This is a genomic window from Blautia segnis (assembly GCF_014287535.1).
In the GTDB taxonomy this organism is placed as follows: domain Bacteria; phylum Bacillota; class Clostridia; order Lachnospirales; family Lachnospiraceae; genus Blautia_A; species Blautia_A acetigignens.
The window spans coordinates 1-25,425 of record NZ_JACOOT010000005.1; the positions used below are offsets into that span (position 1 = coordinate 1).

A 25,425-nucleotide genomic window follows, 5' to 3' on the forward strand; every position below is an offset into this window, starting at 1 on the left:
TTCCCATTTCTTTCCCGGCCTCAAATTCTTCTTTTCGTAAAATCTCTTCTTCCCATTCCCGGTCATATTCAAATATACTCATTGCAACCACCTCTGCTTTGTTTGCCAGAAGAAATTCCTGAAGAATTCCTTCCTGAATGCATTCTTCCACTGCTTTTTCTACCGCTTCGTTTAAGCTCAGCGTTTTCTTGTATGTTCTTACTTTTGACACGTACTGGGCATATTCTTTCAGAATCTGGCAACTCTCCATCAACTTTTGGTTGTAGCCTTCATTGATATTGATCACCAGGACCTTCAATTCCAATGCAGGCTCTCCGCTGGATGTTCCATAGGCATCGGACAAGCGGTGCTCCATCCGTTCTCCGATCTTACGGTTCCCGTTGTAGAATACAATAAACTGCGGTGCGGGAATTTTCTGCTGTCTGTTGGAGTACAGGGAAATTCCTTTTTCCTTTATATACTTCTCGTATTCCTTAGCTATGTACATCAGATCACGCAGGGGAATATTAGGATTATACGTAGATTGGTGCTCCCACAGAAACAAGGCCAGATCCAGGATAAATGCCAGATCATTTTTCATGCTCATGTATATGGCATTCTCCAATGTTACAATCTCCAGCTGATCACAATCGCTGTAGTTTTTCCTATTTAGTGCATTGTACAATGACAGCAGATTTTTCTTATCCGAAAAAAGCATTCGAAAAATAGTATCCTTGTACTTCCTGTTTGCTACCGGGAGGATGCTCTGCTCCTCCTGTACTCCACTGTCAGCTTGTAGTTCCATCTTAATAGGTACTCCTTTCCCAGGAGACCTGAACACACTTATTCCGAAATCTCCTGCTCTTAAATATTTTCGGGTTAAAAGCATAGATTTCTAAAATGTGTTTAGATGATAGATAGTGCCAGCGCACCTTGATAATTGAAAGAAATATGCTTTGTATTTATCTTAGCACAGTCTGGGCTTTTTGGAAATAGGGAATATATTAAAAATATATAAAATAAATTTTATAGGTCATATATTGAGGACAATATTTTACAGATGGGCTTTTTCTATGCGTTTTTCTCGCTTTTTAAAGCGTCAATGCTTTTTCGGAGGATTTCGGGGAGGGGCATGCCCATGAGGCCGGCGTTTTCTATGATGGAAAGTGCCTCGTTGCAGATGAATCCGATGCATACAGCGTCACGAACATATTCTGTACCCATCAGGGAATCTAACTGTGCGCCTACCAGAACATAAAATAATGTCATTGCTTTTCGGCAAAGCCCTTTCCAGCCTGCATGGCTTTCCAACGCTCCATTTTGGGATTTAGGACTTTTCTGGAAGACTATGGGCAAAAGGATACCGCCAGTCAGCCAGTCGATGGTCATGAAAATTATCAGGGTCTGCAAGGATTTGTCCCATCCGCCCAGCAAAGAAATGACGGTGCTGCCGATAAAGCTTATAATCGTTATAATTCGGTACTTCATTTTTCACCTTCTTTCAAAAAAGAGTACAAAAAGGGAATGGTTAGTCGAAAATACCAACCATCCCCTGTGGTTTTGATTTACACTAGCTTGGAAGTATACATTCTAAATTTTACATATCACCGCTTTCTTTTCTTTCTGTCTTCATAAAGCCTTTTGCGTTCTTCTCGCATTTGAGTTTTTTCAGCTACTACACGCTCATATTCTTTTTGTTGGGCAAACTTCTTATCGATAGTAACTTCTACCTCCCATTCTTTTAACAATTGCATAATTTGCTTTTTTTGGACCTCATTATCAAATATAATATAAAATTGTTTGAAAATACTCAAAGAAACATACACTCTCATAGGAGAAATTGAATTTTTATTTTTTCCCATCATATCACTAAAAAAAAATAATCCTTCCAGTTTTTCCAATCTTGAAACTTTAATGGAACTATATATAATCTTTTCCAATTCTTCCCATCTGTATATTTTTTTAATTCCAAACCAATGGACAATGCACCTATCTTGTGTTAATTCAATCACTCTTAAATGCGGTAGTATTTCAAATATTAATAAAAATAAGATACTAATAAACGACATTATAGTGCTTGGATTTTTCAAACTAATTGGAGGAGTAATAATAATCAAGCATACAAACGCTGCACATATCAGCAAATCATTATATAATCTTCTTTTTGCTATAATTTTCATCTATTCCTCCTACTTTAAAATATGTCTATACAGTCCGTGCCCTAAGTGGTATATAGGTTTTGTGAGGTCTTTTTTTCAGGGATCCTGTGGCAGTTTTCCAAATACTGAATTTAAATAGTCTTTTCAAGTCCTTCTGATGCAACTGCAAAACCAGATAAATTACTTATAAAAACAGTTGATAAAAAAGCAGTTCCTGAATTAATAATAGCTGCTGTAAGCGAATCTCCTCTTCTAAAACTGCACCAAGCCGTATAGACAGCACTAACCACGCCACCTGCAATAGCTCCTTCAAGTCCAGCCCCACCTGCGAAAATACCAGCCAAGCCAGCAGCAATCATATCTGTAACAGTATATTCTTGCCCTGTTACTGCTGCAGCTACTCCACCTGCCAAAACATTCATGGTAGCCCCAATCAGTCCACAAATCAAAGAAAACTGTCCATTAACATCAACTCTCGTAATCGGGTTATCATCACAGTATGCATACAGGTTCTTCTCGCCCAGCATATCGAGATTGTCCCTTAAAACCTGTGTGTCATCCGCGCTGATGAATCTGCGGATCGCAGGATCGTAATAACGGCTGCGGCAGTAATACAGGCCGGTCTCCACGTCATAATAATATCCCTTATAACGGAACGGGTTTCTTGCTCCCACCTTGTCTTTTAAGGTTCCTTCAATCTTAACTACCTGTCCCCAGCTGTCATAGGTATATCTTACAACCGCCTTTCCGTCCTTGTCAAGAAGACCGATGATGTCATTCTGGGCATTTCTAAGGTACATATAGATCTCACTCTCATAGGTCAACGCGATCACGTTTCCGGAGGAATCATAACGGTACCAGAGCGTTTTCTCACTTCCTGTCCTTTCTGAGACAAGCAGGTCACCAGCATAGCACATCTGGGTGACAGCACCGTCCACGACTTTCCTGATCCGGTGTCCGGCATGGTCATAGGAATACTGGATATTCTTTCCGCCGGATACTGCAGCAAGGGCATTTCCTAATGTCCAGGTATACTTGGTATTTCCTTATTTTCACCTCTGATCAAAAAATACGCCGGGAAGCTGTTTTATATGGATGCAGAGGACGCGGAGCAGGAAATGAAGCTGGCATTTCTTATCGCGGTACATAGTATGAGCTATTACAATAGTGAAGGTGAATGTCTTTCCTATATCCGAAATGGCCTTTACCGTAGGTTTTGTGCTCTATGCAGGGGAAATTACCAAAACAGCGAAGAAGCAACAGAGGTTTCCAAACTATGTGAATATGGATTTACAGAAAAATATGATGATGTTGAAACATTATTTGATTACGAAATGCTTTTAGCAAACAAGCCGATTGTTTACTCCCGGATTTTCAGGCTCCTGCTGGCCTGGTATTCGGATAAGGAAATCGGGGAGATTCTGCATTGCTCGAAGCAATATGTGAACAGGATTAAGAAAAAAATTATTTGAAAACTAAACACAAAAACGCCCGAGGGGCATCTTCCTGCCGCCCGGGCGTCTTTCATTTTTCCATCTTTATTTCTCTTCTGCGGCGTCCTCAGTCGCTGTCTCAGCTTCCGGAACTACGTTGTGTACCGGAGTGACGGTGGCGATGACGGATTCCAGATCAGTTGTGATGTGAATGTTTTTGTTCTTGGCAATCTCAAGATCTTTCACACGGAGAGTATCACCAATCTTCATGCCTGCAACATCAACTTTGATCTTATCTACCAGGTCTGCCGGAAGTGCTTTGTAAGCAACTTCTTTCAGCTCATCCTGCAGTACGCCAGATACAACCATTTCCTCGTTCTCCAGAATGATCTCAGCAACGGAATGAACCATCTCATTGCTTACCAGCGCCTGGAAATCAACCTCTTCTACTGTATGTGCAAGAGGATTATAATCAACTTCCTTGATCAGCGCATCATAGGTCTTACCATCCAGTTCCAGCATTACCTGGCTGCCCTTGTTATTGTTCTTCAGAAGAACTTCAATTTCCTTCTTGGTGAACTTAAGGGGAATGGAACCTTCGATTTCTCTGCCGAACAGGTTACCTGTTACATATCCTTCTCTTCTTAATTTCTTTGCTTTGACGTCCATGCTTCTTTTTTCAGCTTTTAAAGTATTCATTTATCTTTTCCTCCAAATTCTGAAACGCTTAGCAGCCTTCAACAAAGAGGTTTTGTTAAGTACTTCTTTTTTCTTTTTACGTCCCTTATTATAGTCACCAATTCCCATTATGATTAACCAAACATAAATTTTTTCGAGCCAATTTTTTGTGAATTTTCATTCTTGATTTTTATGCAAAATAGAATTATAAAATAAATGGATCGCAACATTTCTTAGAGTGAGTAAAAAATTTTCTGTAATCCGTATTCTTCAAAAAATAGTATCTATACAATTATCACAGATTACTCTCTTTCCGGTTCACATTTTTTCGCATATAATTCCCAATATTCGTCAGACACAGCAGCGTCACTATAAGAAAAGCACCAGGAATAAAAATGATCCACCAGGAATTGGTCATCAATGCTTTTTCCGAAAGAGACAGCATGCTCCCCCAGGATATGACCTCAATGGGAAGTCCAATTCCCATAAAGCTCAGGGTGGATTCCGAAATAATAGCACTTCTTACATTCATAATAACCATAAACATAATGGACGATACAAAATTGGGTGCAAGATGCTTCCAGAGAATGTGAAAGAAGCTTCCGCCCATGCACCTGGACGCAATAACATATTCACTGTTTCGGATCTGCCGGACCTCTGTACGAACTACCTTGGCAATGCTTGTCCAGCTGGTAATGCCAATCACAACCGACAGGCTTAAAATATTGGCTTTTCCCATAATTGCCTGCAGAAGAATCACCAGAAGCAGAGATGGAATACTAAGAAAAATCTCCGTAAAACGCATGATCAGATTGTCCAGCCACTGAGGGGATATACCGCTGAAAGAGCCAACTACAACTGCAAGCAAGACAGAGATTACAGTAGAGAGAATTCCAATCAGCAAAGAAATTCTGCCGCCATACCAGATCATGGAAAAAATATCTCTTCCCATAGTATCTGTACCAAACAGAAATTCTCTTCCAGGTGCCTTATTATAATGAAGCAGATCCATATAGGTTGGATCTTTTGTCATGATCGCTTCTGCAAACAAACAGCCTAAAAGAACCATCCCCAAAAGAACAATGGATACCACGGGTTTTCCCTGAAACCATTTCTTCTTCACAGTAACCGTTTGATTTTCCACTGCATGTGCCCCGACAATTTCAAAAGATGTATCTGTCATAATCTGGTCACCTCCGATATTTCCGTTACTTCGTGAGCTTTCATACGCGGATCAATATGTTCATTGATGATCTGACTGAGCATATTGCAGAAAATCACCAGGATGCCGGACATGATACATAACAGCATCAGCAGATTATAATCATGATATCTGGCACTTTCATAAGACAAAGCGCCAATTCCCGGATAGGAAAATACGCTTTCCACCACATAAGTACCTCCAAGAACATGAGGAACCGCAATTGCCATAATACTCAAATATGCCGGCATCACATTTCTCAGACAATGCTTAAAAAGAATCTCCCGTTTCGCCACGCCCTTTGACTTTGCCAGGAGTACATAATCTTCTCTTACTTCTTCCAGAATCTTATTTCGGATCATGTAGGCGTAATACCACAGGTGTTCCAGCGTCACAATCGTAAGCGGCATAATAAGATGCCAGATCCGATCTCCCACATCCTCCGCCTTTCCCGTGGAATATGCACCGCTGCTTGGCAGGATTCGAATGGTTACAGCAAAAATCAGAATCAATACAATGGACAGCCAGAATTCCGGAATACAGCTTGATATGGTTCCTATTTTGCACAAAATCCGGTCACTCCATCTGTCTTCCTTCCACGCACAGAAAATTCCCAGCAGAAGGGAACCTGCAAAAATGAAAAGAAATCCAATCCCGCCCAGCAGAAGAGTATTTACAATTCTTCCGCGGATTACCTTCAAAACATCCTGTTTGTATTTAAAGGAAATACCAAAATTACCATGAAACGCCTGCCCAAGCCATTTTATATACTGTACATGGATTGGTTCATTAAGTCCCAGCTTCTTTAGTGCCCATTCCCGTTCCTTTGGACTCATTTTTTCTGTTCGTTCTCCATAATAAGAGACCAGCGGATCTCCTGGTGCAAGACGTGCCACATAAAATACTACAATTGATAAAACAAGTACGCTAAGCAGAAAAACCAGGATTTTTTTTCCATAATAAGCAATAGGATTACTCTTTGGCACTTTTTTTCCCTCCTTCCTGCCTTTTCAGCACAAAATGTCCAGGAGAATTTTCCTTCCACTCTTCTGCATCGGAATCCGTATCCACATATATTTTTACTTTTCGCTGTCTCTCCTGGACAGGATCCGGTATAGGAATTGCAGACAAAAGAGTTTTCGTATATTCATGCTGGGGATTGGAAAAAACCTCCCGTGTCGTTCCCAGTTCTACCATTTTTCCGTGATACATTACCCCAACTCTGTCACAAAGATATTCCACCATAGCCAGATCATGGGCAATAAACAAAAATGTAAATCCATGCTCTTTCTGTAAATGCCGGAAAAGATTGATCACCTGTGCCTGAATGGAAACATCAAGAGATGCTACCGGCTCGTCTGCCACCAGAAGTTCCGGATCCATGCTAAGTGCCCTTGCAATGGCAACTCTCTGCCTTTGTCCTCCTGACAGCTCAGACGGGTATCGTTCCAGAAAGGTTTTATCCATTCCCACATATTGCATCTGAAACTCTGCCTCCCTGGCATAACTGCCTCTTGGCGGCACGATATGATTGATTTTCATAGGTTCCGCAATAATCTCTGCCACTTTCATTCTCTGATTCAAACTGGAAGCAGAGTCTTGAAAGATCATCTGTCTTTTTGTCTGGAGCATTTTTTTGTTTGCCCGGAATTCCTTCTTACCTGTAATTTCTATCCCATGGTATCGGATTTCTCCTGCTGATGGGTGATATATATTCATAAGACATCTGGCTACGGTCGATTTTCCAGACCCGGATTCTCCTACCAACCCAAATACCTCCCCTTTGTAAATCTGAAAGGAAATATCATCTACCGCACGGATCGCAGCCTTCTTTGTCAGGTGAAACTGGTGAGTCAGATGCTTCACATCAACCAATACTTCTGTATTCAATTCTTTTTCCTCCTACTGGCGGGATAATCCTGGGTGCTCTTTTATCCAAAAGCCAGGTAGCTGCATAATGGGTATCACTAATCTGAAACATAGGCGGCATTTCCTCATAATCAATTCCAAGTGCATATTCATTTCTTGCGGCATATGCATCCCCCTTCGGCGGATTGATCAGAGACGGCGGCATCCCCGGAATAGTATAAAGCTGTTCCCTACCTCTGGAAAAATAGGGCAGCGACTGCATCAGCCCCCATGTATAGGGATGTCTTGGATCATAATAAATTTCTTCCGCTGTACCAATTTCCACGATTTTTCCCGCATACATAACTGCCACACGGTCTGCTGCCCTTGCTACCACACCAAGATCATGGGATACCAGAACAGTCGCTGTTCCAAGTTTTTCCTGGATTTCCCGAAGAAGATCCAAAATCTGTGCCTGAATGGTTACATCCAGGGCAGTGGTAGGTTCATCCGCAAACAAAATATCCGGATCCGATGCCAGGGCAATTGCCATAACGCTTCGCTGCCGCATACCGCCGGAAAAATGATAGGGACAAGCATGATATCTTTCCTGCGGCCGTTCAATTCCTACCAGTTCCATCAGCTCGATTACTTTTTTGTAAACCTGATCTTTTGTTTTTTTCCTGTGGTGAATTAAAATTGCCTCTGCAATCTGCTCTCCTATTTTTATAGTTGGGTTTAAAGACGTCATAGGATCCTGAAAAATCATGGAAAAAACCTTTCCACGGATTTTGGCCATATCCCTCTCTTTATATCCGGTAATATCCGCTCCATTCACCAAGATACTTCCCCCTTTTATCCTTGCACTTTTGGGAAGAAGCTTCATAATACTTTTGCATAACACACTTTTCCCGCATCCGGATTCTCCAACAATTGCCAGCACTTCTCCTTTTTTCAGGGAAAATGATACATCCCTGACCGCCTGTACTTCTCCTTTTGGACTGTCGAAACTGACGGACAGATTTTTAACTTCCAGTATTTTTTCCATTTCATACCTCTTAATCATGTGCTGCTGTCATTTTATGTCAGCAACGCCAAACGCTCAAATAAAGGGGCAGAATCTGCCCCTTTATTTGCTTCAGACATAAGTTTTTTCATGTATCTCCTACTGAATAGTCCAGTCCGCTACATTCCAGAAAATCCCCACACCATGGTGGCCCATAATCGTATCTGGGTCAATTCCCTGAATGTCTGCATCTGCTACATAGTTTGCATCAATATAGCAGATAAATGCGTACGCCGGATCATTTGCCAGTTCCACTTGGAACTTATCGTATGCTTCTTTACGTACTTCAGGGTCATCTGACTGACGCGCTTCTGTCAGATACTGATCTACAAGCTCATTAGAATATCCAGAATAGTTTGCACCTTTGTCAGTTCCGAAAACCTTGTAGGTATGGTCGTCTGCATCAAAGGGGCTTCCCCATCCGATCAGATATGCCATCTGTCCGCCCCAGTCAACCTGTGCCGGGATTTCAATGGTCACATCCATGCCAATCTGCTGCAGCTGCTGTGCTGCGATCTGGGCAATGTCTACACGTACCTGGTCTCCAGCACCAACACTGATCACAAATCCTACTTTTTCACCATCGCGATAATAAAAGCCGTCATCTCCCAGCTCGCATCCAGCTTCTTCCAGTACTGCCTTTGCTTTCTCAGGATCATAATCATAATGCTCTACATCCTCATTATTGTAAATATTTCTCTGAAGAGGACCATAAGCCGGCATTCCCTGTCCCAGAAGAACTGCGTCAATAATCGCATCTCTGTCAATTCCATAGCATACAGCCGGAATCAGGTCCCTGTTTTTCTGCCAGTATTCATTCCAGAAATTAAACAGGATTCCTCTGTAGTCTGAAGTTTTCATATCGTAGCAGGTATAGGCCTCGTCATCAGCAAAAGTGGCAGCATCCTTCGGAGTCAGCAGCGCAAGATCCAGTTCGCCTGATTTCAGCTGCAGTGCTTTTGCATTATCGTCCGTTACAATTTTAAATACTACGGTGTCAATATTCGGCTCGCCTTTAAAATATTCTTCATTCTTTACCAGGGTAATTGCCTGTCCTTCCTCCCAACTTTCCAGCTTGTATGGGCCAGTACCTACAGGATTGCGGAAGAAATCAGAGGTCTGCATATCCTCCCCTTCCAGAAGATGTTTTGGAAGAACTGCCATTGTCATATAATCCAGGAATGCAACATTAGGCGCATCCAGCTTAAAAGATACGGTATGATCATCTATTACGGTAATTTCCTCTACATCTTCATAGTTTGGAGCATTCTCAGAGCCATTCTCAGGATCCATGATCGCTTCAATAGTAAACTTTACATCCTCTGCTGTAAACGGTTCTCCATCGTGCCACTTTACATTTTCTGCAAGATGGAACGTATAAGTACAGGTTTCTTCATCAAAGTCCCAGCTCTCTGCCAGTCCCGGAACTACCTGGTTATCTCCGTCATGGGCTGTCAGTCCGTTAAAAATCAAGATATTAATTTCTCCATGTTCATCCATTGCCGGATTAATTCTGGTATAATCTCCGCTTCCATATACCAGCGTCTCCTGGCTTTCTTCTGCACATACAGAAGCTGCCGGAGCAAATGCCAGCACTCCCGCCAGCACCAGTCCCATTAAATTTTTCTTTTTCATAGTCGTCTACCTCTCCTTTTGTTTTTTATGAAACTTTGCAGTTATGCAAATATCTTATGAAAAGAAAAGCAGTCATAAGTTATCAGACTTACAACTGTTTTCCATAGAAAATTTCACATGTAAATTTAGTGGAGGTCTTACATGTAACTATGTATAAGAATTCGCATTTTCGGCCTTTCTCTTGCCTTCCTGCTAAGATTATTCTATCAGATTTTAAGGCTTTCACAAGCTCCCCAGGGGGATATTCTGCCATTCCTATTTTGCATGATATCAGCGTTTTATGGAATACCTTTCTGTAATAAAAAAGACCTGCAAGGTAAGTCGTATCTTTTCTTACCCATACAAATCTTTTTCTGCATTCTATAAAAATACAGCATCCACCAGTTTCCTGGTATACGCCTGCTTTGGTTCATTGATAATGTCGTCCGGGAGTCCGCTTTCCACTACTTTTCCCTCATACAAAACCAGTACTCTGTCGCAAAACATCTGAACCAAAGCCAGATTGTGACAGATAAAAATGAAAGACAGACCGTGCTTCTCCTTCAGCTCTTCCAAAAGCTCCATGATTTGCTTCTGAATGGTTACGTCAAGTGCACTGGTGGCTTCGTCACAGATCAGCACCTTTGGTTCTACTGCCAGTGCCCTTGCAATTGCCGCGCGCTGGCACTGTCCGCCGCTGACTTCATGGGGATAACGCTTTGCAAATTCACTGCTTAATCCACACTGCTCCAGAAGTTCTGCCACTCTTTTTTCGATATCAGCTTTCTTCATGCCACGATTTCGAAGACTTTCTCCGATTCCATCCCCAAGAGTCCTTCTTGGATCAAAGGAACCAACCGGATTCTGAAAAACCATCTGGATATTGCCATACACATCCTTCAGCTGATTATGCTTCAGTCTGGTAATGTCTTTTCCTTCAAATTTCAGAGTTCCCTCTGTGATATCTGTCAATCGGGTGATCATTTTCGCCAGCGTGCTTTTGCCGGATCCGGATTCCCCGACAATCCCAAGGGTCTCACCTGGCTTCAGTGTAAAGCTTACATCGTCCACTGCCTTAAAGGATTCTTTCCCTCTTTGTGTAAATATCTTTGTTAAATGCTCTGCTTCTAAAAGTGTACTCATGCTTTGACCTTCCTTTGCAGCTTCGGCACTGCTGCCAGAAGTTTTTTGGTATAAGGATCCTTTGGATGATCCAATATTACATCCGCAGTACCATATTCCACTGTTTTTCCATCCTTCAGAACCAGTACCGTATCTGCCATTGCACGTACCACACCAATATCATGGGTTACAATTACAATTGCAGTTCCAAATAGTTCTCTTAGCTTCAACATTTCCTTTACCACCTGCCGCTGAACGGAAACATCCAGCGCACTGGTAGGTTCGTCTGCAAAAAGGATTGGAGGATTCATGAGCATGGCAATGGCAATTCCGGCTCTCTGGTTCATTCCGCCCGACAGTTCAAATGGATAACTTTTCCAGACTCTTGCGCTGTCTTTAAAATTCAATTTTTCAAACAGATCCATAGCCCGGTCCTTTGCTTCTTTTCTTGTTACCTTCTGGTGAGCACGCATGCTTTCATAAATCTGGTCACCAATGGTGCGGATGGGACAAAGAGAAGCTCCTGCATCCTGAAAAATCATGCCAATTTTAGCTCCCCGGATTTTTCTTTTTTCTTTTTCCGGAATATCCAGAATGTTTTGCCCCAAATAGCGGATATCCCCTCTTGTCACAAGTCCCCCCGCTCCAAGAAGTCCCATCGCAGCCTTGATCAAAGTACTTTTTCCGCTTCCGGACTCTCCCACCAGTCCCAGGATTTCTCCTGGGGCCAGAGAAAAGTTCACATCCTGGACCACTGCTTTTCCATCGAATGAGATTTCAACGGAATCATAGGTCAATATTTTATTTTCCATATTAGTTAATATCCAAATCTGCTGTCAGTTCATAATAATCACATGGGTGGGCAACCAATCCGGTTACATTGGATTGCATAATCATGCTCATTCTCAGATGAGAACAGAATACATAGGCATTATCGTCCAGAACCGTCTGCTGCATCTGGATTCCCAGTTCAGCCCGCTTGTCCACATCAAATTCATTTTCCATCTGAGCTGCAAGCTCTTCCAGCTTATCGCTGTGGTAATGTCCATTATTGGAAACAGAAGAATCCAGGGCGCAGGAAGTAAAGAAATACTGTGGATCGCCAGTAGGTGCCGTTACCATAGCGCTTGCATATACATCCCAAAGTGTAGGATCTTTACGGATAGTATTGTTATCAGAAGTACAGTTTACCTGAACATCCATACCGATTTCTTTCAAAGTTGCCTGTGCAGACTCCGCAAGAAGAGGAAGCTCCTGACGGCTTGGATAGGTCAGCCAGCGGATCACCAGCTTCTGTCCATCCTTTTCCCGGATGCCATCCCCATCGGTATCCACCCAGCCAGCGTCTTCCAGAACCTGTTTTGCACCATCCGGATCGTAACTTTCTGTTGTCAGATTCTGTCCTCCAAAGGAAAAAGTATCCGGAAACGCACCTACTGCCGGATATCCGTATCCTTTCAGGAGCACGGACACAAAGCTTTCTTTATCGATTCCCATGGCAATTGCCTTGCGTACAGCCGGATCAGAGGTTACCGGGCTTTCAAAATTCATCCATGCATAAAAGGCACGGCTTGTTGCAGTACTGGAGAAGGTAAAATCCTCATTTTCAAAAATAGGATAGCTTGCATATGCCATGCCGTAAGCAGCATTGATTTCTCCTGCCTGAAGAGCAAATGCAAGGGTATCACCGTCTGAAATGGTGCGGACCGTAATTTCGTCTACGTTTACATCTCCGTTCCAGTAATTTTCATTTTTCACCAAAGTCAGATGATCATCGGTTACCAGATCCGTTGCCACATATGGGCCGGTTCCGATTACAATTCCATTGTCTGTAATGCCAGCCTGCGTATCAATGATACATCCATAAGGATCACTGAGATAATTGATCAGTGCCGGTTTTGGCTCAGTTGTCTTAATGGTAATGGTGTTTCCATCTGCTTCAATGGTATCAATGCAAAGGTCTCCTGCTGCACGCTCATGATTTGCCACCAGAGCTTCCAGACATTCCTTCACAGCCTCACCATCACAGGCACGTCCATTTGAAAAGACAACACCGTCATTTAATGTGATTTTCCAGGTCAGTTCATCTATATTTTCGTACTCTTTTGCAATCCATGGTTCAATCTCCATGGTATCGGAATAGCGGAACAGAGTTTCTCCCACGCCATAGCGGATGCATGCCCATCCGGCGTAGGTATTCTGGGGATTAATATCTGCTTCTTCATTCTCTGCATTAAAAGTGGTATCACCAAATACAAATGTTTTTTTGTCATCTGCAAAGGTTGGCACTCCTGTTAACCCAAGTGTCATGCCTACTGCTAATGCCATTGCCAGAATTTTCTTTGCTTTCATCTTCATTCCTCCTGCTATAATTAAATTGTTATTATAAATACCATCAAAAAGCTTCTCTGTTTTTCGGATCCAGGTAGTCACGAACTGTATCTCCAAGTAAATTAAAAATAACGACTGATACAAAAATTGCAATTCCAGGTGACAAAACAACCCAGGGATATGTCTGGATCATGCTTCGTCCACTGCTCATCATACTTCCCCATTCAGCCATAGGGATCTGCGCTCCAAGCCCCAGGAAAGATAAGCCTGCCAGCTCCATCATCATAGTTCCAATATCCAGCATGGCAGTTACCAGAACAGGTCCCAGCATATTTGGAAAAACATGCCTTAGCATAATCTGGAGGGAACTGTCACCTGATAGTATAGCGGCATGGATATAAGGTTCATTTTTCAGCGCCAGGGTTTGACTTCTGGCTATGCGGGAGTACTTCGGCCAGCTGATGACTGCCAGTGCGATAATCGCATTCTGGATTCCTCCTCCAAGGATTGCTGCAATTGCCATAGCAAATACCAGTCCTGGAAAAGCAAGGCAGACATCTGAAATCCGCATCATGACAGAGTCCATAATGCCGCCGTAATATCCACACCCCACGCCTACAATCGTTCCAAATATGGAAATCACCGCTACCAGAATGAAAGTGGAAAAAATACTGGCTCTGGCACCGCTGATCACACGGGATAACATGTCTCTGCCATAGGTATCTGTCCCCATTGGATGTGCCAGGCTTGGAGCCTGAAGGGCACTGGAAAGATCCTGCGCATAAGGATCATAGGGACAAAGGTGATCTGAAAAAACTGCAAGTATTACCAGACAGACAGCCAGAACGGTAAAAAATACCAGCTTTTGTTTTATATGGCTCTTTTTCACTTTCTGGACGCGCACTGTTACCTTTTTTCCATATTCTTTAGTGGCTGTATTTCTTACATTCATATCCTCATTTTTCCTTTTACTCACTGCTTTACACCTCCCAGACGAATTCTTGGATCCAGGAACCGATAAGACAGATCCGTAAGCAGATTCACCAGAACATAAATGATCGCCATCCACATAACATATGCCTGAATAATAGGATAATCACGCATGGAAATGGCATCCACTGCCATTTTCCCAACGCCATCCCACATAAAAATGGATTCCACAATTGCAGTACCGCCAAGAAGATTTCCCACGGAAAGCATCAATAAGGTAATGATCGTTACCAGGGCAGCTTTCATAATGCTTTTCCACAGCGTAACAGAAAATTTCACACCACGTGCCTTCGCCCCTGCCACATAATCTTTGCTCAGCTCATCCAGAACCGTTGCACGAACCTGACGAAGATACTTTGCAGACATGGCAATTGCCAGGGTGATTGCAGGCATAGCCACACTTTTCAGGCTCACATCCTTTGCTATGACTGGAAAAATCCTCAGCCTTATGGCAAGAAAATACATCAGCAAAAGTGAGACGAAAAAGTTGGGAAGACTGTTTCCGATAAAACTGCACAGCCGAATCAGATAATCGACCACTGTATTCTGTTTCACCGCCGACAAAATTCCAAGCGGTATGGATATTACAATGGTAAGCAGAATCGAAGTGACCGTAAGAAGCAGAGTTGCCGGGAGCTTCGATACAAACGTATCAAAGACCGGAAAGCCGGATACATAACTGTTTCCCATATTTCCCCGAAGCAATTTTCCAAGCCATACGAAATACTGCGTCAGAAATGGTTTGTCAAGCCCCAGCTGTTCTCTGGCCGCATCTAAGGTTTCTTCTGACACTACCCCTCCTGTATTCTCCATTTTCTGCGTGACAACATCACTTCCTGCAATCCGCATCATTCCATAAGACAGAAAGGTAATGGCAAACAGAATAGGAATCAGCTGAAGGATACGTTTTATTACATATTTCCTCATTTGAATATCTCCATTTCCTAAAAAGCACCTAAACGATTTTCAAATACGCTTCGATTGTTCATTTTAGCAAAAAGAAAAACAGCCTACAACCCACCCAGGGGGTTATAAGCTATTCTTAATTTGCATGGATTTTTTTATTTTAGGAATGCCTCTCTTATTCTTCTGTTCTTTCGTTCACGGTCTTGCCTTTTAGCTTTTCAGCCAAAAACTCCAGAAATTCGTCCATTAATTCATCCGTTTCATCATTTTTTCTTCTGATATAGCCAAAGAAAATTTTGTTCTTTTTGAAATCCAGGGGAATTCCCTGATTCATGGCCTTTTTATGATCAGAAAGGTAACTTCCGCTGATGTTGGAAAGCTCTGTCTCCTGGAGCATTTTTTCCATAATATAGTCGCTGTTTGTGATGACTGCCAGATCCAGGTTCTCCCAGCTAAAGGTTCCACGCTTTTCTTTCTCATTTAATTCCAGAAACTCATCACGATAATTCTGGATAAAACGCATGGATTTCATCTGTTCCATAGTTACGGTAAAAGCGTTCTCTTTGGAATGATCCATTTCTTCCAGATCCTGGTACAGTGGATTTTGTTTTCCAGGATAAAATGTGGCCGTGCTCTCCTGCATAACCTGGAACACCAGCCGATTTTTCGTCAGTTCATACTGGAATTCCTTTTTCTGCTGCTCCATCACATATACAAAACCAATATCCGACAGATAATCTCTCACACGTTCCATTACCGTGCGCACCCCTGCCGTATAAACTTCAAAGTGGTAGTTCTTCTCATAATTTTTTTTATAAAACTCAACAAACTGATTGGTAAACCAGGAGCTTGGATTCAATGAGATCCGAAGATATTTCACCATATTCTGGTGGCTCATTTCTTCCAGTTTCCGGGAATCATTTACAATCCTGCATGCATAACGGTAAGCTTCACGCCCCTGTGCAGTAAGGACAATTCCACGGGGCATACGGTCAAAAAGCACGATTCCCATATCATTTTCCAAGGCCTTGATTGCTTTGCTCACACTTGGCTGAGTGGTATAAAGAAGCCTGGCAGCCTCACTAATGGAGCCTGTTTCTGCGCACACAATAAAATATTTTAACTGTTTTAGATCCAGCATTATATCAAGATTCCCTCCAGATGATCACACTCGTGCTGGATGATCTGCGCGGTCCAGCCCTGGAATTTTCCCCGCTGTTTTTTGAAATTGATATCCTCGTATTCCACTTCAATCTCCTCATATCTAGTGCATTTTCGCACGCCGATCAGGGACAGGCAGCCCTCTTCTGTCTGGTATTTTCCGGTCTTTTTCACAATCACGGGATTGTACATAATGGTGTTCATAAAACCCATATTTACCACGATAATACGCTTGCGCTCCCCGATCATGTTGGCTGCCATGCCTACGCAGCCCTCCTCATTTGCCTTCAGGGTATCCAGAAGATCCTGGGCAATCTGGGCGTCTTCTTTTGTAGCTTTTTCTGATTTCTGGCTTAAGAACCAGGTGTCATGCATAATTTCTCTGATCATATTCTTCTACCTTATCTATTTTATTTTCCAATGAATCCGTAAACTTCTCTTCCACTTTACCATATCCACGCCCGAAGTCAACCCACATTGTTTATTCGGCATCCATCCGCATTTTCTCTCATTGACAAAAAATGGAAAACTATGTTACTATAAGAACCATATTAAACCTAGTTGACAAGTAGGTATTAGGAGGTAAATGACATATCCTGGATTAAACCAGTTACTTATGAAACCGCAAGCCCAGAGGTAAAAGCTTTCCTTGATGAGAAAGGCCATGAGATCTTAAACAGCTCCCGCAAGCGTCCTTACCAGATGCTTTTGCATTTGACAGGGTCTGATTTAGATTAACAAAAACTGTATATGAATGACTTTACTGCCAATTCATATACCGTTTTATGTATTTCCTCAGTTGCAGCTGCCTTTTGTTGCTGCGATTGCGAACATTGGGGTTGGATTGTAGAAGGCATCCTTCTCTTTATACATTCTTCTGCTCACTCCAAGATCTATGGAAATCTGCTCCATTCCCACTTTTCCAAGCTCTTCCACGTCCCATGCAGGGCGGATATAGGAGCTGATTGGGAGCTGTCGCTTGATGTCCTCGCACTCCTGCATCAGGGAGTCCCCAAGCTGCTTGTGGGCGTGATTTTCCGGAAGATCGGAGGTCTCAGCAAAATCCACGGCACCGTAATTAGCATCGAAATTCAAAAGTACTCCGCCTGGCTTTAAGACTCTTGTCCACTCCTTGTAGGCCTGTGCAGCCTCCGGCAATGTCCAGGTAAGGTTTCTGGAAATGACCACATCAAAGCTGTTATCTGCAAAGCTTAAATGCTCCGCATCCATGATCTCAAAATTGCAGTTTACCTGCTCTTCTTTTGCAAGGATTCTGGAATTTGCAACCATGTCCGGGGTAAGATCCGTGCCAGTTACCTGATGTCCCTGCTTTGCAAGAAGGATGGTGAAAAATCCGGTTCCGCAGCCTACATCTAATATTCTAAGCTTTCCATTATGCGGCTTTTTCAAACTCATTCCTACCTCTTTATTCCCATTTTCTTCAGAATCCAGGGTGTTTTCCTTCCTTTCAGGCAGATATTTCCGGATTTCTTCCAGCCATCTGTCTGCCAGCGCACTGTGCAGTTCCGCTCTTCTCTGCTCCAAAAAGCTGTCACTTCTCTTGGTCCAGTAAGCGGCAATTTTCTCCTTACGGTCATCTTCTTCATAGCTGATCCTGCCGTAAGCTACCATTGGACCATCCTTTAATACCTGCAGAGAACCTGCCTGATAAAGGATCACTCCGTCCCCGTAAGCTACACTGTTTTCCAGAATATTATCCTCATAATCCTTCACATAACCAAGGATCTCACCCTCTGTAAAAAGGTCTCCCGCCTTCTTCTGGGGATACCACATTCCGGTATAAGAAGCAGACTGATACTGCACCTGGGTTACATTCAGCGGATAATATTTTCGCAGGCTTGCGTGTCCGTCATAGATTCCAAGGAACCTTAAAATACTGCGCACATCCCGCTTCATAGAACGCACTTCTTCTGTATCCCAGTCGCCCATTCCGCCTCGTTCCAGAAGGACGGAAGGGATGCCGCAGGATGCTGCATAATTATAGCTTCCGCCAGATGCCACCTCGGATTTCACCATATAGGGCACATCCACCTGTTCTGCCATCTGACGGGAGATTTTAGTTACTTCCGGGTCTGCTTTTCCTGCGTAATAGACATAGGGAGTCAGCTTCTCATAGTCATCTCCGCTGTGAAGATCAATGTAGTAATCTGCTTTTTTCTGCAGTTCATTCACCACTGCATAGGCCAGTTTCTCATACTTGGTTCCATCTTTTTTACCAGGAAAAACACGGTTCAGATTCTCGCCTGTTTCCCTGCAAAGAGAACCGTGGCGGTTCTCAAATTCGTCCCTTCCAACTACCTTTACAATAATGACTGTTCCCGTCATTTTCTCAATTTTCAGGTCTCTTCCAAGCTCTATTGCGCTCTGGATTCCCACATATTCTCCTGCATGGATTCCCGCCGTGATCAGAGCCGTTTTGCCTGGCTTTTCCCCGCGGACAATCGTCGCAGGAAGGGAAAATTCACCATCTCCAATGCTGATAAAGCCGTGGACGCGCTGTCCCGGTGCCGCGCAAAGACCGCCGATATTTATTGTATCACCCATTCTTTTATCCTTTCCATATGGTAGCTTTAATCATCATAATGATTCAGAATACTGCCTGCTGACCATTACGCTTTAGTTCCTCTTGTTATTTCGTAACCTTAATCATAAACATAGGCGTGGACCCATAATTCAGCTTTTCTTCCTCACTCCACACCTGCTGCCAGATGTTCTCATCTACCTCTATTTTTTCTGCTTTCAGTTCTTCCAAGACCTTCACATCCCATCCCGGGCGCTTTGTCTCAGACAATGGAACCTGCAGTGCGATCTTCTCCATGCGGTCAATATCCGTGCACAGATAATGGTCGTCAAGGCTGCCTTTTTCCACATTCCTGCGGTCGTTTTCATAGGCTTCCCGCTTCTTGTCATCATAGAGATAGCCGTACCAGTTGGCATCAAAATTCAGAAGCTTTCCGCCCTTTTTCAGCACCCTAAGCCATTCCCCGTATGCCTGATCCGGATGAGGAAGATTCCATGTCAGGTTCCTGGAAATGATCACATCAAAGCTCTCATCCTCAAACTCCAGGGCCTGGGCATCCATCCTCTTAAATTCAATATTGCTGCTCTTTTCTCCAATAAATTTTGCCGCATTTTCAGCAGCCTTTTCCAGCATTCCAGGGGTGTAATCCACAGCCGTTACGTGATAACCAGCCTCAGCCAGAATCATTGGAAAAAAGCCAGGGCCTGTACCGATATCCAGGATCCGCAGCTGTTCCTTGTCGTTATCAGAAAGTTTTTTTTCCAAAAATCCACTTTCCAGGGTCTTTAGCCATGCCTTTTTTTGCATCCCCTTCAGCTCTTTTTCATTCACCTCAGAATACCCCTCTGTCCGGGTACTCCAATAGCTCTCTATTTCATCCAGCAATCTATCCAATTGTATTTCCTCCGCATAAATCTAAAGTTGTATATTCCGCAAATATACTCCAATGTTAAAACTTTATCAAAAACGCTTTCTTTCCGCAAGCCCCCCTGGGGGATGTATATACAATTCTCCCACTGCGCCATTAAATTTCCCAGCAAAAAAATATCAGAGAACCTCTGTCAGCTGAGATTCTCTGATATTTTTCAAAATCCGTTCTGTTTCAAAGCTTTTATTTCTTTGTATCGTGCCGCACTGTGCAGCTGTTTTTTCCATTCTTCCTGGGTTCGTAAAGGGCCTTGTCCGCTTCTGCCTCTTCGGGCACAATATACTGTAAATTAAAATCCCCGATCACCTGGTCAAAATTTCCTGCGGAATGCTGGGGAACCACGGTTTTCTCATCTGCAGAATAATACAGAATATACCCCTGGGTTTCCAGATCGATCCAGCATACATAGTCAAATTCCGAAAGAACCGCGTGGGCGATGGATGCATTTCGCTGCTCATCCTGCAGAAATATTTTTTGAAAAAAGTGATTTTCTCCAGCATAATGATTCACCTTATCTGACTGTATTTTCCCAAAGCTTTTTTCAAAATCCTCTCCAAAATGAATCCTCACGAAATCAATAATTATTTTTATTATACTACCCGGTACATGATTTGTCATGGGAAAATACTGTGAAATGTTACGGTTTCCCATATTTACAGGTTTCTGTTCCTATTGTATAATGAACAGGTCTTTGATAAATTTCATTTCAGGAGTATCATTTTCATTTATGATAAAGCAAAACAGACATTATCCCCTTCTGGATCCGCAGAATCCTGCGTCCGGGTACAATATTTTCTTCATTTGTTTTTATAACAATAATGATAAAAATATATTTCAGAAAGGATAACCGCTTAAAATGTTAAAACAATTTTTCAAATACATCACACAGAGTGTGGCTGGCATGATCGGGATTTCTGTGTATATTCTTGCAGATACCTTTTTTATTTCCGTTCAGTCAGGTGCAGATGGACTGGCGGTGCTGAACTTGATCCTGCCTGTTTACGGGCTGGTTTATGCAATCGGCGCCATGATTGGCATCGGCTCTGCTACCAGATATTCCATCAGCAAAGCCCAGGGCGGAAATCCGGATTTTTATTTCACACAGTCTATTTTTTGGTGCCTGATCTGCAGCATTCCTTTTATTCTCACAGGAATTTTTCTTCCGGGAAAATTTCTTGAGCTCCTTGGTGCCGATCAGAGACTGATCCATCTTGGAAAAGGATATCTCAGAATTATGCTGATCACTACGCCGCTGTTTATGTCCAATTACACCTTCACAGCCTTTGCCCGGAATGACCATGCTACCTCACGGGCCATGATCGGCGCTATTGCAGGAAGCCTGTTTAATATTGTGTTTGATTATATTTTCATGTTTTCTATGGGACTGGGGCTTTCCGGTGCGGCACTTGCCACTGCGTTTAGCCCTGCGGTAACCATGACCATCTGTTCCACACACTTTCTCAGTAAGAAAAATCAGGTGGAATTTCAGTGGAAGCGCCCTTCTATCCGACACCTTGTTTCCTGCTGCCAGCTTGGAATTTCCGCATTCGTGGGAGAGCTTTCTTCTGCAATTATTACCATTATTTTCAATATGCTGATCCTGGATATTGCAGGAAATGTAGGCATAGCTGCTTACGGCGTTATTGCCAATCTTTCCCTGGTGGTCATGTCTATTTTCAACGGACTGGCGCAGGGCGCACAGCCGCTGATCAGCCAGAATTATGGGCAGGGAAAACAGGAAAATGTACGAAAGCTTTTGAAATGGAGTATTCTTTCCTGCCTGGTTCTGGAGCTTGTTACAGTGGCTCTTTCCTGGGGATTTACAGATGGATTAATCGGGATTTTCAACAGTGAAAACAATCTTCTGCTTTTGAATTATGCCCATATCGGACTTCGAATCTACTTTCTTGGCTTTTTGTTTGCAGGCATTAATATTATGCTGGTGGCCTATTTTTCCGCCACTGACAACGCCCGCCCAGCCATCACAGGTTCCCTCATGCGCGGAATCTTCGCCATCGCCGTTAGTGCCGTAATCCTATCGAAACTCCTTGGAATAAACGGCGTATGGGGCTCCTTTTTAAGCTCGGAAGTCATCACATTCGCCGTACTGCTCCTGCTTTCCAGATTTCAGAAAAAGCCCCAAAAAGAGATCAAATAAAAAACATGCATAAAATGCATAAAAGATTGCGGATAAACTGGTCAAAAAATAATTGCCCAATTCAGTAAACTATGGTATCCTATAATTATTATACTTGAACAGCAACACAAGCTAGAAAATTGAGGTGATCTATCGTGAAATCAAATGAATCCGCTGAGAACTATCTGGAGACAATTCTCGTCCTCAGCAAGAAGAAACCCGTTGTCCGTTCTGTTGATATCGCTGATGAGCTTGGTTTTAAGAAGTCCAGTGTCAGCGTTGCCATGAAGAATCTCCGTGAGAAGAACCATATCACCGTCACTCCTGAAGGATATATTTATCTTACTGAATCCGGTCAGAAGATTGCGGATATGATTTATGAGCGTCATGAATTTTTATCCTCCTGGCTGATCAGCCTGGGCGTTGATCCTGAGACTGCTACTTCCGATGCCTGCCGCATCGAGCACGTTATAAGCCCGGAGAGCTTTGCCGCAATCAAGAGCCATCTGGCTCCGGATAAATAAATGCCGTAATCCCATACTCTCACGGCTGCACGCTTTACGGAATATTGCCTGCCAAATAGTTACAGATTAATACATGAAATAAGACCTGCACTCCAGATAAATGAACTATAGTAAGTTTCGATTATAGCATTTTATTTGGATGCAGGTCTTTTGTTTATACCAAATACTGTGACAAATTGCAATGCTCTCCAAGCTCTGGACTACTTTTCGCAAAGCTCTTGAAACAGCGTTTCAAGCATGCCCTTTGCTGTCTGCTTTTCAATATTACTTCACCAGATAATATCTTGCGGAAAACGGTCCCATTTTGAATACCGCTTTTCCGCCCTTGATTTCTTTTTCTTTCTTGGTGTAGCGCTTTTTGCCGCCGTATTTTACCATGTCGCTGGCAAGGAGAAGCTCATATCCGGCGTAATCCTTTTCCAGGGTGTATTCCTGAGTTTCATCTGAGAAATTGAACACTGCAAGAATCTTCTGATCCCCGCTGATTCGCTCAAACAGGTACATGCATTTCTGCTCCTGATGGCAGTCCACCCACTCAAAGCCATCCTGGCGGATATCTCTCTGATAGAATGCATTATTCGTCAGATAGCACTTATTCAGGTCTGCCATGAATTTGTGGAAAGCTTCGTGGATCGGGAATTTCAGCAGGATCCAGTCAAGCTCGTCTTTCTCGCACCATTCTTTGAGCTGTGCCAGTTCATTTCCCATGAAGTTCAGCTTTGCGCCTGGATGTGCATACATATACATGTAAAAGGCTCTTGCCTGAGGGAATTTGCCGTCGTATCCGCCGTTCATTTTCTGGGCGATGGTGGCTTTTCCGTGGACGACCTCATCATGGGACAGAGGGAGAATATAGCGCTCATTGTAGTAGTACATCATGGAAAAAGTCAGCTTGTGGTACTTCTCTCTTCTTTCATTTGCATCTGCCTGGAAATAGGACAGGGTGTCGTGCATCCAGCCAAGATCCCATTTGTAGTCAAAGCCAAGTCCGCCCTCCCAGACAGCCTTAGTAACACCCTGGTAAGGGGTAGAATCTTCTGCAAAAAGCAGGCATTCCGGGACACGCTCTTTCAGTCCCTGGTTCATGGTGCGGATAAATTTAAGAGCAGCCAGGTTCTCGCCGCGGTTTGCGTCTCCCTGCCAGTAGATCAGGTTTCCTACCGCATCCATGCGAAGTCCGTCGAAGTGGAATTCTCTCAGCCAGTAATATGCGGAGGACTGCAGGAAGCTGCATACCTCACCTCTGGAATGCATAAAGTTGCAGCTGCCCCATTCGTTGCGTCCAACTGCCATGTTGGGGTACTCGTATAATGCGGTTCCATCGTATTCTGCCAGTGCATAATCATTCACAGCAAAATGCACAGGAACGAAATCCAGAATTACGCCGATGCCTGCCTGATGGCACTGGTCTACAAAGGATTTCAGTTCTTCCGGCTTTCCGTAGCGGGCAGTTGGGCTGAAATATCCGGTGTCCTGATAGCCCCAGGATTCATCGCAGGGATACTCGCAAAGAGGCATGATTTCTACATAGTTGTAGCCGTATTCTTTCAGATAGGCGATGAGGATTGGGGCAAGCTCTTCGTAGGTGTACCAGTCTTCCTGTCCTTCTCCCCGTTTTTTCCAGGAGCCGAAATGCATCTCGTAGATGTTGATTGGCTTGTCATGGCCTACCTTGCAGCCTTTCTGCCATTTGGCATCTTTGAATTTGTAGCCGCCAAGGGCATAGGTTTTGGATGCGGTGCCGGGGCGCATTTCGCTGTAGAATGCGTAGGGGTCTGCATGGTCTATGAAGGAGCCGTCCTGGCGGTAGATTCTGTATTTGTACATCAGGTCGGAGCCCACACCGTCAATGGTGCATTCCCAGAAATTTCCATCGTGGACGCGGTTCATTGGGGTTTCAGTCCAGCCGTTGAATTCTCCGATTACGGAGACGCGCTGTGCTGCAGGGGCAAAGGTGCGGAAGGTGGTGCCGCTTTCCAAGACGTGTGCGCCCAGGTACTGATAGGCTTCAAATTCTTTGCCGGTGTAAAAGTTGTAAAAATCCATAAATACCCTCTCCCATTTCTATTGTGATTGATTTTAAAAGTTATTAGACAGTAGTTGGTTTTCTTTGTATAATAGGGATTATAATTGTATGGGAAAGGAATTGCTACCATCGAAAAACGACTTTGGTTGGAAATCCAACTTTTTCAAAAAAGTGTTGGATAATTATATTGCTAAAGCGGACGCCAGGAGGAGCAGGAAAAGTGTATGGATATTAGGGTTGAAAAGACAAGACAGAGTATTATTAATGCGTTTATTGAATTGAGATCGCATAGGGAGCTAGAGAGGATTACGATTAAGGAGTTGTGTGAGAGGGCGCGGATCAATAAGTCTACGTTTTATTCTCATTATCAGGATATTTATCATCTTTCGGATACGCTGGAGACGGAGGTGGTGGTTTCTATTATGGAGAATTTGAGCCATCCGGAGAAGGTACTGGAGGATACGGCGGATTTTTCGCGAGAGCTGTTTATGGGGTTTCTGGCGAAGGATGCGCTGATTGGGATTTTGTTTTCGGGGAGCAGGAGTAAGTGTCTGGTGCAGAAGATTGAGATTGCTTTGAAGGAATTGGTGTTTGGGGCTTATCCACAGTATCGGGAGAACCGGGATATTAATATTATGCTGACGTATATCTTGTATGGATGCTATTATGCGTTTTATGAAAACCGAAAATATGGGGATGTTCCGGTGCTTTCCAGTATTACAGAGCTGACGGGGGAAACGGCTGCGGCGGCACTGAAAATGGTTAATAAATAGAGAAAGG

The 25,425-nt window shown here is 43.3% G+C and carries 25 protein-coding genes; 4 read left to right on the forward strand and 21 right to left on the reverse strand.

Annotation, left to right across the window (positions count from 1 at the left end):
* The 4 genes from H8S54_RS02180 to H8S54_RS02195 form a co-directional block, all read right to left on the reverse strand.
* A partial coding sequence (locus tag H8S54_RS02180) for a hypothetical protein (RefSeq protein ID WP_186900808.1) occupies positions 1–784 on the reverse strand: 784 nt, incomplete at its 3' end.
* 266 nt (positions 785–1,050) lie between these two features.
* Entirely contained in the window at positions 1,051–1,467 is a 417-nt protein-coding gene (locus H8S54_RS02185) for a phage holin family protein (RefSeq protein WP_186900809.1), read from the reverse strand.
* A gap of 116 nt (positions 1,468–1,583) precedes the next feature.
* A complete protein-coding gene (locus H8S54_RS02190; protein WP_186900810.1) occupies positions 1,584–2,159 on the reverse strand; it encodes a hypothetical protein in 576 nt (191 codons plus the stop codon).
* Positions 2,160–2,269: 110 nt separating this feature from the next.
* Entirely contained in the window at positions 2,270–3,076 is an 807-nt protein-coding gene (locus H8S54_RS02195; RefSeq protein ID WP_186900811.1) for an RHS repeat-associated core domain-containing protein, read from the reverse strand.
* A gap of 153 nt (positions 3,077–3,229) precedes the next feature.
* On the opposite strand from H8S54_RS02195, the gene H8S54_RS02200 reads away from it, so the two are divergent.
* Positions 3,230–3,610, forward strand: a complete 381-nt coding sequence (locus H8S54_RS02200) for a sigma-70 RNA polymerase sigma factor region 4 domain-containing protein (RefSeq protein ID WP_117851042.1) — start codon at positions 3,230–3,232, stop codon at positions 3,608–3,610.
* A gap of 66 nt (positions 3,611–3,676) precedes the next feature.
* On the opposite strand, the gene H8S54_RS02205 is transcribed toward H8S54_RS02200, so the two are convergent.
* The 16 genes from H8S54_RS02205 to H8S54_RS02280 all read right to left on the reverse strand — a co-directional run bounded on the left by H8S54_RS02205 (position 3,677) and on the right by H8S54_RS02280 (position 20,609).
* Positions 3,677–4,270 carry a 50S ribosomal protein L25 gene (locus H8S54_RS02205; protein ID WP_021925321.1) on the reverse strand — a complete coding sequence of 198 codons (594 nt, stop codon included), beginning with the start codon at positions 4,268–4,270 and terminating at the stop codon, positions 3,677–3,679.
* A gap of 274 nt (positions 4,271–4,544) precedes the next feature.
* Complete coding sequence (locus tag H8S54_RS02210; protein ID WP_021925320.1) at positions 4,545–5,432, reverse strand: ABC transporter permease; 888 nt, start codon at positions 5,430–5,432, stop codon at positions 4,545–4,547.
* Entirely contained in the window at positions 5,429–6,436 is a 1,008-nt protein-coding gene (locus H8S54_RS02215; protein ID WP_330600050.1) for an ABC transporter permease, read from the reverse strand. The genes H8S54_RS02210 and H8S54_RS02215 overlap by 4 nt, the downstream gene beginning before the upstream one ends.
* A complete protein-coding gene (locus tag H8S54_RS02220; protein WP_021925318.1) occupies positions 6,423–7,340 on the reverse strand; it encodes an ATP-binding cassette domain-containing protein in 918 nt (305 codons plus the stop codon). The genes H8S54_RS02215 and H8S54_RS02220 overlap by 14 nt, the downstream gene beginning before the upstream one ends.
* Positions 7,318–8,346: an ABC transporter ATP-binding protein gene (locus tag H8S54_RS02225; protein WP_021925317.1), complete on the reverse strand. Its 1,029-nt coding sequence runs from the start codon at positions 8,344–8,346 to the stop codon at positions 7,318–7,320. Before H8S54_RS02225 ends, H8S54_RS02220 begins: the two co-directional genes overlap by 23 nt.
* A 117-nt stretch (positions 8,347–8,463) precedes the next feature.
* Positions 8,464–9,999 carry an ABC transporter substrate-binding protein gene (locus H8S54_RS02230; protein ID WP_021925316.1) on the reverse strand — a complete coding sequence of 512 codons (1,536 nt, stop codon included), beginning with the start codon at positions 9,997–9,999 and terminating at the stop codon, positions 8,464–8,466.
* A 360-nt stretch (positions 10,000–10,359) separates the two neighbouring features.
* Entirely contained in the window at positions 10,360–11,121 is a 762-nt protein-coding gene (locus H8S54_RS02235) for an ABC transporter ATP-binding protein (RefSeq protein ID WP_021925315.1), read from the reverse strand.
* On the reverse strand, positions 11,118–11,912 hold the full coding sequence (locus H8S54_RS02240) for an ABC transporter ATP-binding protein (protein ID WP_021925314.1): 795 nt from the start codon (positions 11,910–11,912) through the stop codon (positions 11,118–11,120). Before H8S54_RS02240 ends, H8S54_RS02235 begins: the two co-directional genes overlap by 4 nt.
* A gap of 1 nt (position 11,913) precedes the next feature.
* On the reverse strand, positions 11,914–13,452 hold the full coding sequence (locus tag H8S54_RS02245; RefSeq protein ID WP_021925313.1) for an ABC transporter substrate-binding protein: 1,539 nt from the start codon (positions 13,450–13,452) through the stop codon (positions 11,914–11,916).
* Positions 13,453–13,495: 43 nt separating this feature from the next.
* Entirely contained in the window at positions 13,496–14,407 is a 912-nt protein-coding gene (gene nikC / locus H8S54_RS02250) for a nickel transporter permease (RefSeq protein WP_021925312.1), read from the reverse strand.
* Complete coding sequence (gene nikB / locus H8S54_RS02255) at positions 14,404–15,348, reverse strand: nickel ABC transporter permease (protein WP_021925311.1); 945 nt, start codon at positions 15,346–15,348, stop codon at positions 14,404–14,406. Before nikB ends, nikC begins: the two co-directional genes overlap by 4 nt.
* A 154-nt stretch (positions 15,349–15,502) precedes the next feature.
* Positions 15,503–16,468 carry a LysR family transcriptional regulator gene (locus H8S54_RS02260; RefSeq protein WP_243000172.1) on the reverse strand — a complete coding sequence of 322 codons (966 nt, stop codon included), beginning with the start codon at positions 16,466–16,468 and terminating at the stop codon, positions 15,503–15,505.
* Complete coding sequence (locus tag H8S54_RS02265) at positions 16,468–16,878, reverse strand: peptide deformylase (protein WP_021925309.1); 411 nt, start codon at positions 16,876–16,878, stop codon at positions 16,468–16,470. The genes H8S54_RS02260 and H8S54_RS02265 overlap by 1 nt, the downstream gene beginning before the upstream one ends.
* A 405-nt stretch (positions 16,879–17,283) precedes the next feature.
* Positions 17,284–19,053: a methyltransferase domain-containing protein gene (locus H8S54_RS02270; protein ID WP_021925307.1), complete on the reverse strand. Its 1,770-nt coding sequence runs from the start codon at positions 19,051–19,053 to the stop codon at positions 17,284–17,286.
* 85 nt (positions 19,054–19,138) lie between these two features.
* Positions 19,139–19,924 (reverse strand): class I SAM-dependent methyltransferase, encoded by a 786-nt coding sequence (locus H8S54_RS02275; protein WP_021925306.1) that lies wholly within the window; start codon positions 19,922–19,924, stop codon positions 19,139–19,141.
* 217 nt (positions 19,925–20,141) lie between these two features.
* A complete protein-coding gene (locus tag H8S54_RS02280) occupies positions 20,142–20,609 on the reverse strand; it encodes a hypothetical protein (protein ID WP_186900812.1) in 468 nt (155 codons plus the stop codon).
* A gap of 205 nt (positions 20,610–20,814) precedes the next feature.
* Between H8S54_RS02280 and H8S54_RS02285 the strand changes: the two genes are divergently transcribed.
* Together H8S54_RS02285 and H8S54_RS02290 are read left to right on the forward strand one after the other, a co-directional pair.
* Positions 20,815–22,116 (forward strand): MATE family efflux transporter, encoded by a 1,302-nt coding sequence (locus H8S54_RS02285; protein ID WP_021925304.1) that lies wholly within the window; start codon positions 20,815–20,817, stop codon positions 22,114–22,116.
* A gap of 134 nt (positions 22,117–22,250) precedes the next feature.
* On the forward strand, positions 22,251–22,619 hold the full coding sequence (locus H8S54_RS02290; RefSeq protein ID WP_021925303.1) for a metal-dependent transcriptional regulator: 369 nt from the start codon (positions 22,251–22,253) through the stop codon (positions 22,617–22,619).
* 264 nt (positions 22,620–22,883) lie between these two features.
* On the opposite strand, the gene glgB is transcribed toward H8S54_RS02290, so the two are convergent.
* On the reverse strand, positions 22,884–24,665 hold the full coding sequence (glgB, locus tag H8S54_RS02295) for a 1,4-alpha-glucan branching protein GlgB (protein ID WP_117851053.1): 1,782 nt from the start codon (positions 24,663–24,665) through the stop codon (positions 22,884–22,886).
* A 204-nt stretch (positions 24,666–24,869) separates the two neighbouring features.
* Between glgB and H8S54_RS02300 the strand changes: the two genes are divergently transcribed.
* Entirely contained in the window at positions 24,870–25,418 is a 549-nt protein-coding gene (locus H8S54_RS02300) for a TetR/AcrR family transcriptional regulator (protein ID WP_186900813.1), read from the forward strand.
* Positions 25,419–25,425 lie beyond the last annotated feature (7 nt).

What these genes read in the sequence shown, in the direction of transcription:
- H8S54_RS02245 (WP_021925313.1), bottom strand. Translation starts at nt 13,452, where the DNA reads ATGAAAGCAAAGAAAATTCTGGCAATGGCATTAGCAGTAGGCATGACA.
- H8S54_RS02235 (WP_021925315.1), bottom strand. Translation starts at nt 11,121, where the DNA reads ATGAGTACACTTTTAGAAGCAGAGCATTTAACAAAGATATTTACACAA.
- H8S54_RS02230 (WP_021925316.1), bottom strand. Translation starts at nt 9,999, where the DNA reads ATGAAAAAGAAAAATTTAATGGGACTGGTGCTGGCGGGAGTGCTGGCA.
- H8S54_RS02285 (WP_021925304.1), top strand. Translation starts at nt 20,815, where the DNA reads ATGTTAAAACAATTTTTCAAATACATCACACAGAGTGTGGCTGGCATG.
- H8S54_RS02210 (WP_021925320.1), bottom strand. Translation starts at nt 5,432, where the DNA reads ATGACAGATACATCTTTTGAAATTGTCGGGGCACATGCAGTGGAAAAT.
- H8S54_RS02190 (WP_186900810.1), bottom strand. Translation starts at nt 2,159, where the DNA reads ATGAAAATTATAGCAAAAAGAAGATTATATAATGATTTGCTGATATGT.
- glgB (WP_117851053.1), bottom strand. Translation starts at nt 24,665, where the DNA reads ATGGATTTTTACAACTTTTACACCGGCAAAGAATTTGAAGCCTATCAG.
- H8S54_RS02225 (WP_021925317.1), bottom strand. Translation starts at nt 8,346, where the DNA reads ATGGAAAAAATACTGGAAGTTAAAAATCTGTCCGTCAGTTTCGACAGT.
- nikB (WP_021925311.1), bottom strand. Translation starts at nt 15,348, where the DNA reads ATGAGGAAATATGTAATAAAACGTATCCTTCAGCTGATTCCTATTCTG.
- H8S54_RS02200 (WP_117851042.1), top strand. Translation starts at nt 3,230, where the DNA reads ATGGATGCAGAGGACGCGGAGCAGGAAATGAAGCTGGCATTTCTTATC.
- H8S54_RS02270 (WP_021925307.1), bottom strand. Translation starts at nt 19,053, where the DNA reads ATGGGTGATACAATAAATATCGGCGGTCTTTGCGCGGCACCGGGACAG.
- H8S54_RS02265 (WP_021925309.1), bottom strand. Translation starts at nt 16,878, where the DNA reads ATGATCAGAGAAATTATGCATGACACCTGGTTCTTAAGCCAGAAATCA.
- H8S54_RS02205 (WP_021925321.1), bottom strand. Translation starts at nt 4,270, where the DNA reads ATGAATACTTTAAAAGCTGAAAAAAGAAGCATGGACGTCAAAGCAAAG.
- H8S54_RS02300 (WP_186900813.1), top strand. Translation starts at nt 24,870, where the DNA reads ATGGATATTAGGGTTGAAAAGACAAGACAGAGTATTATTAATGCGTTT.
- H8S54_RS02260 (WP_243000172.1), bottom strand. Translation starts at nt 16,468, where the DNA reads ATGCTGGATCTAAAACAGTTAAAATATTTTATTGTGTGCGCAGAAACA.
- H8S54_RS02240 (WP_021925314.1), bottom strand. Translation starts at nt 11,912, where the DNA reads ATGGAAAATAAAATATTGACCTATGATTCCGTTGAAATCTCATTCGAT.
- H8S54_RS02280 (WP_186900812.1), bottom strand. Translation starts at nt 20,609, where the DNA reads ATGGGAAACCGTAACATTTCACAGTATTTTCCCATGACAAATCATGTA.
- H8S54_RS02185 (WP_186900809.1), bottom strand. Translation starts at nt 1,467, where the DNA reads ATGAAGTACCGAATTATAACGATTATAAGCTTTATCGGCAGCACCGTC.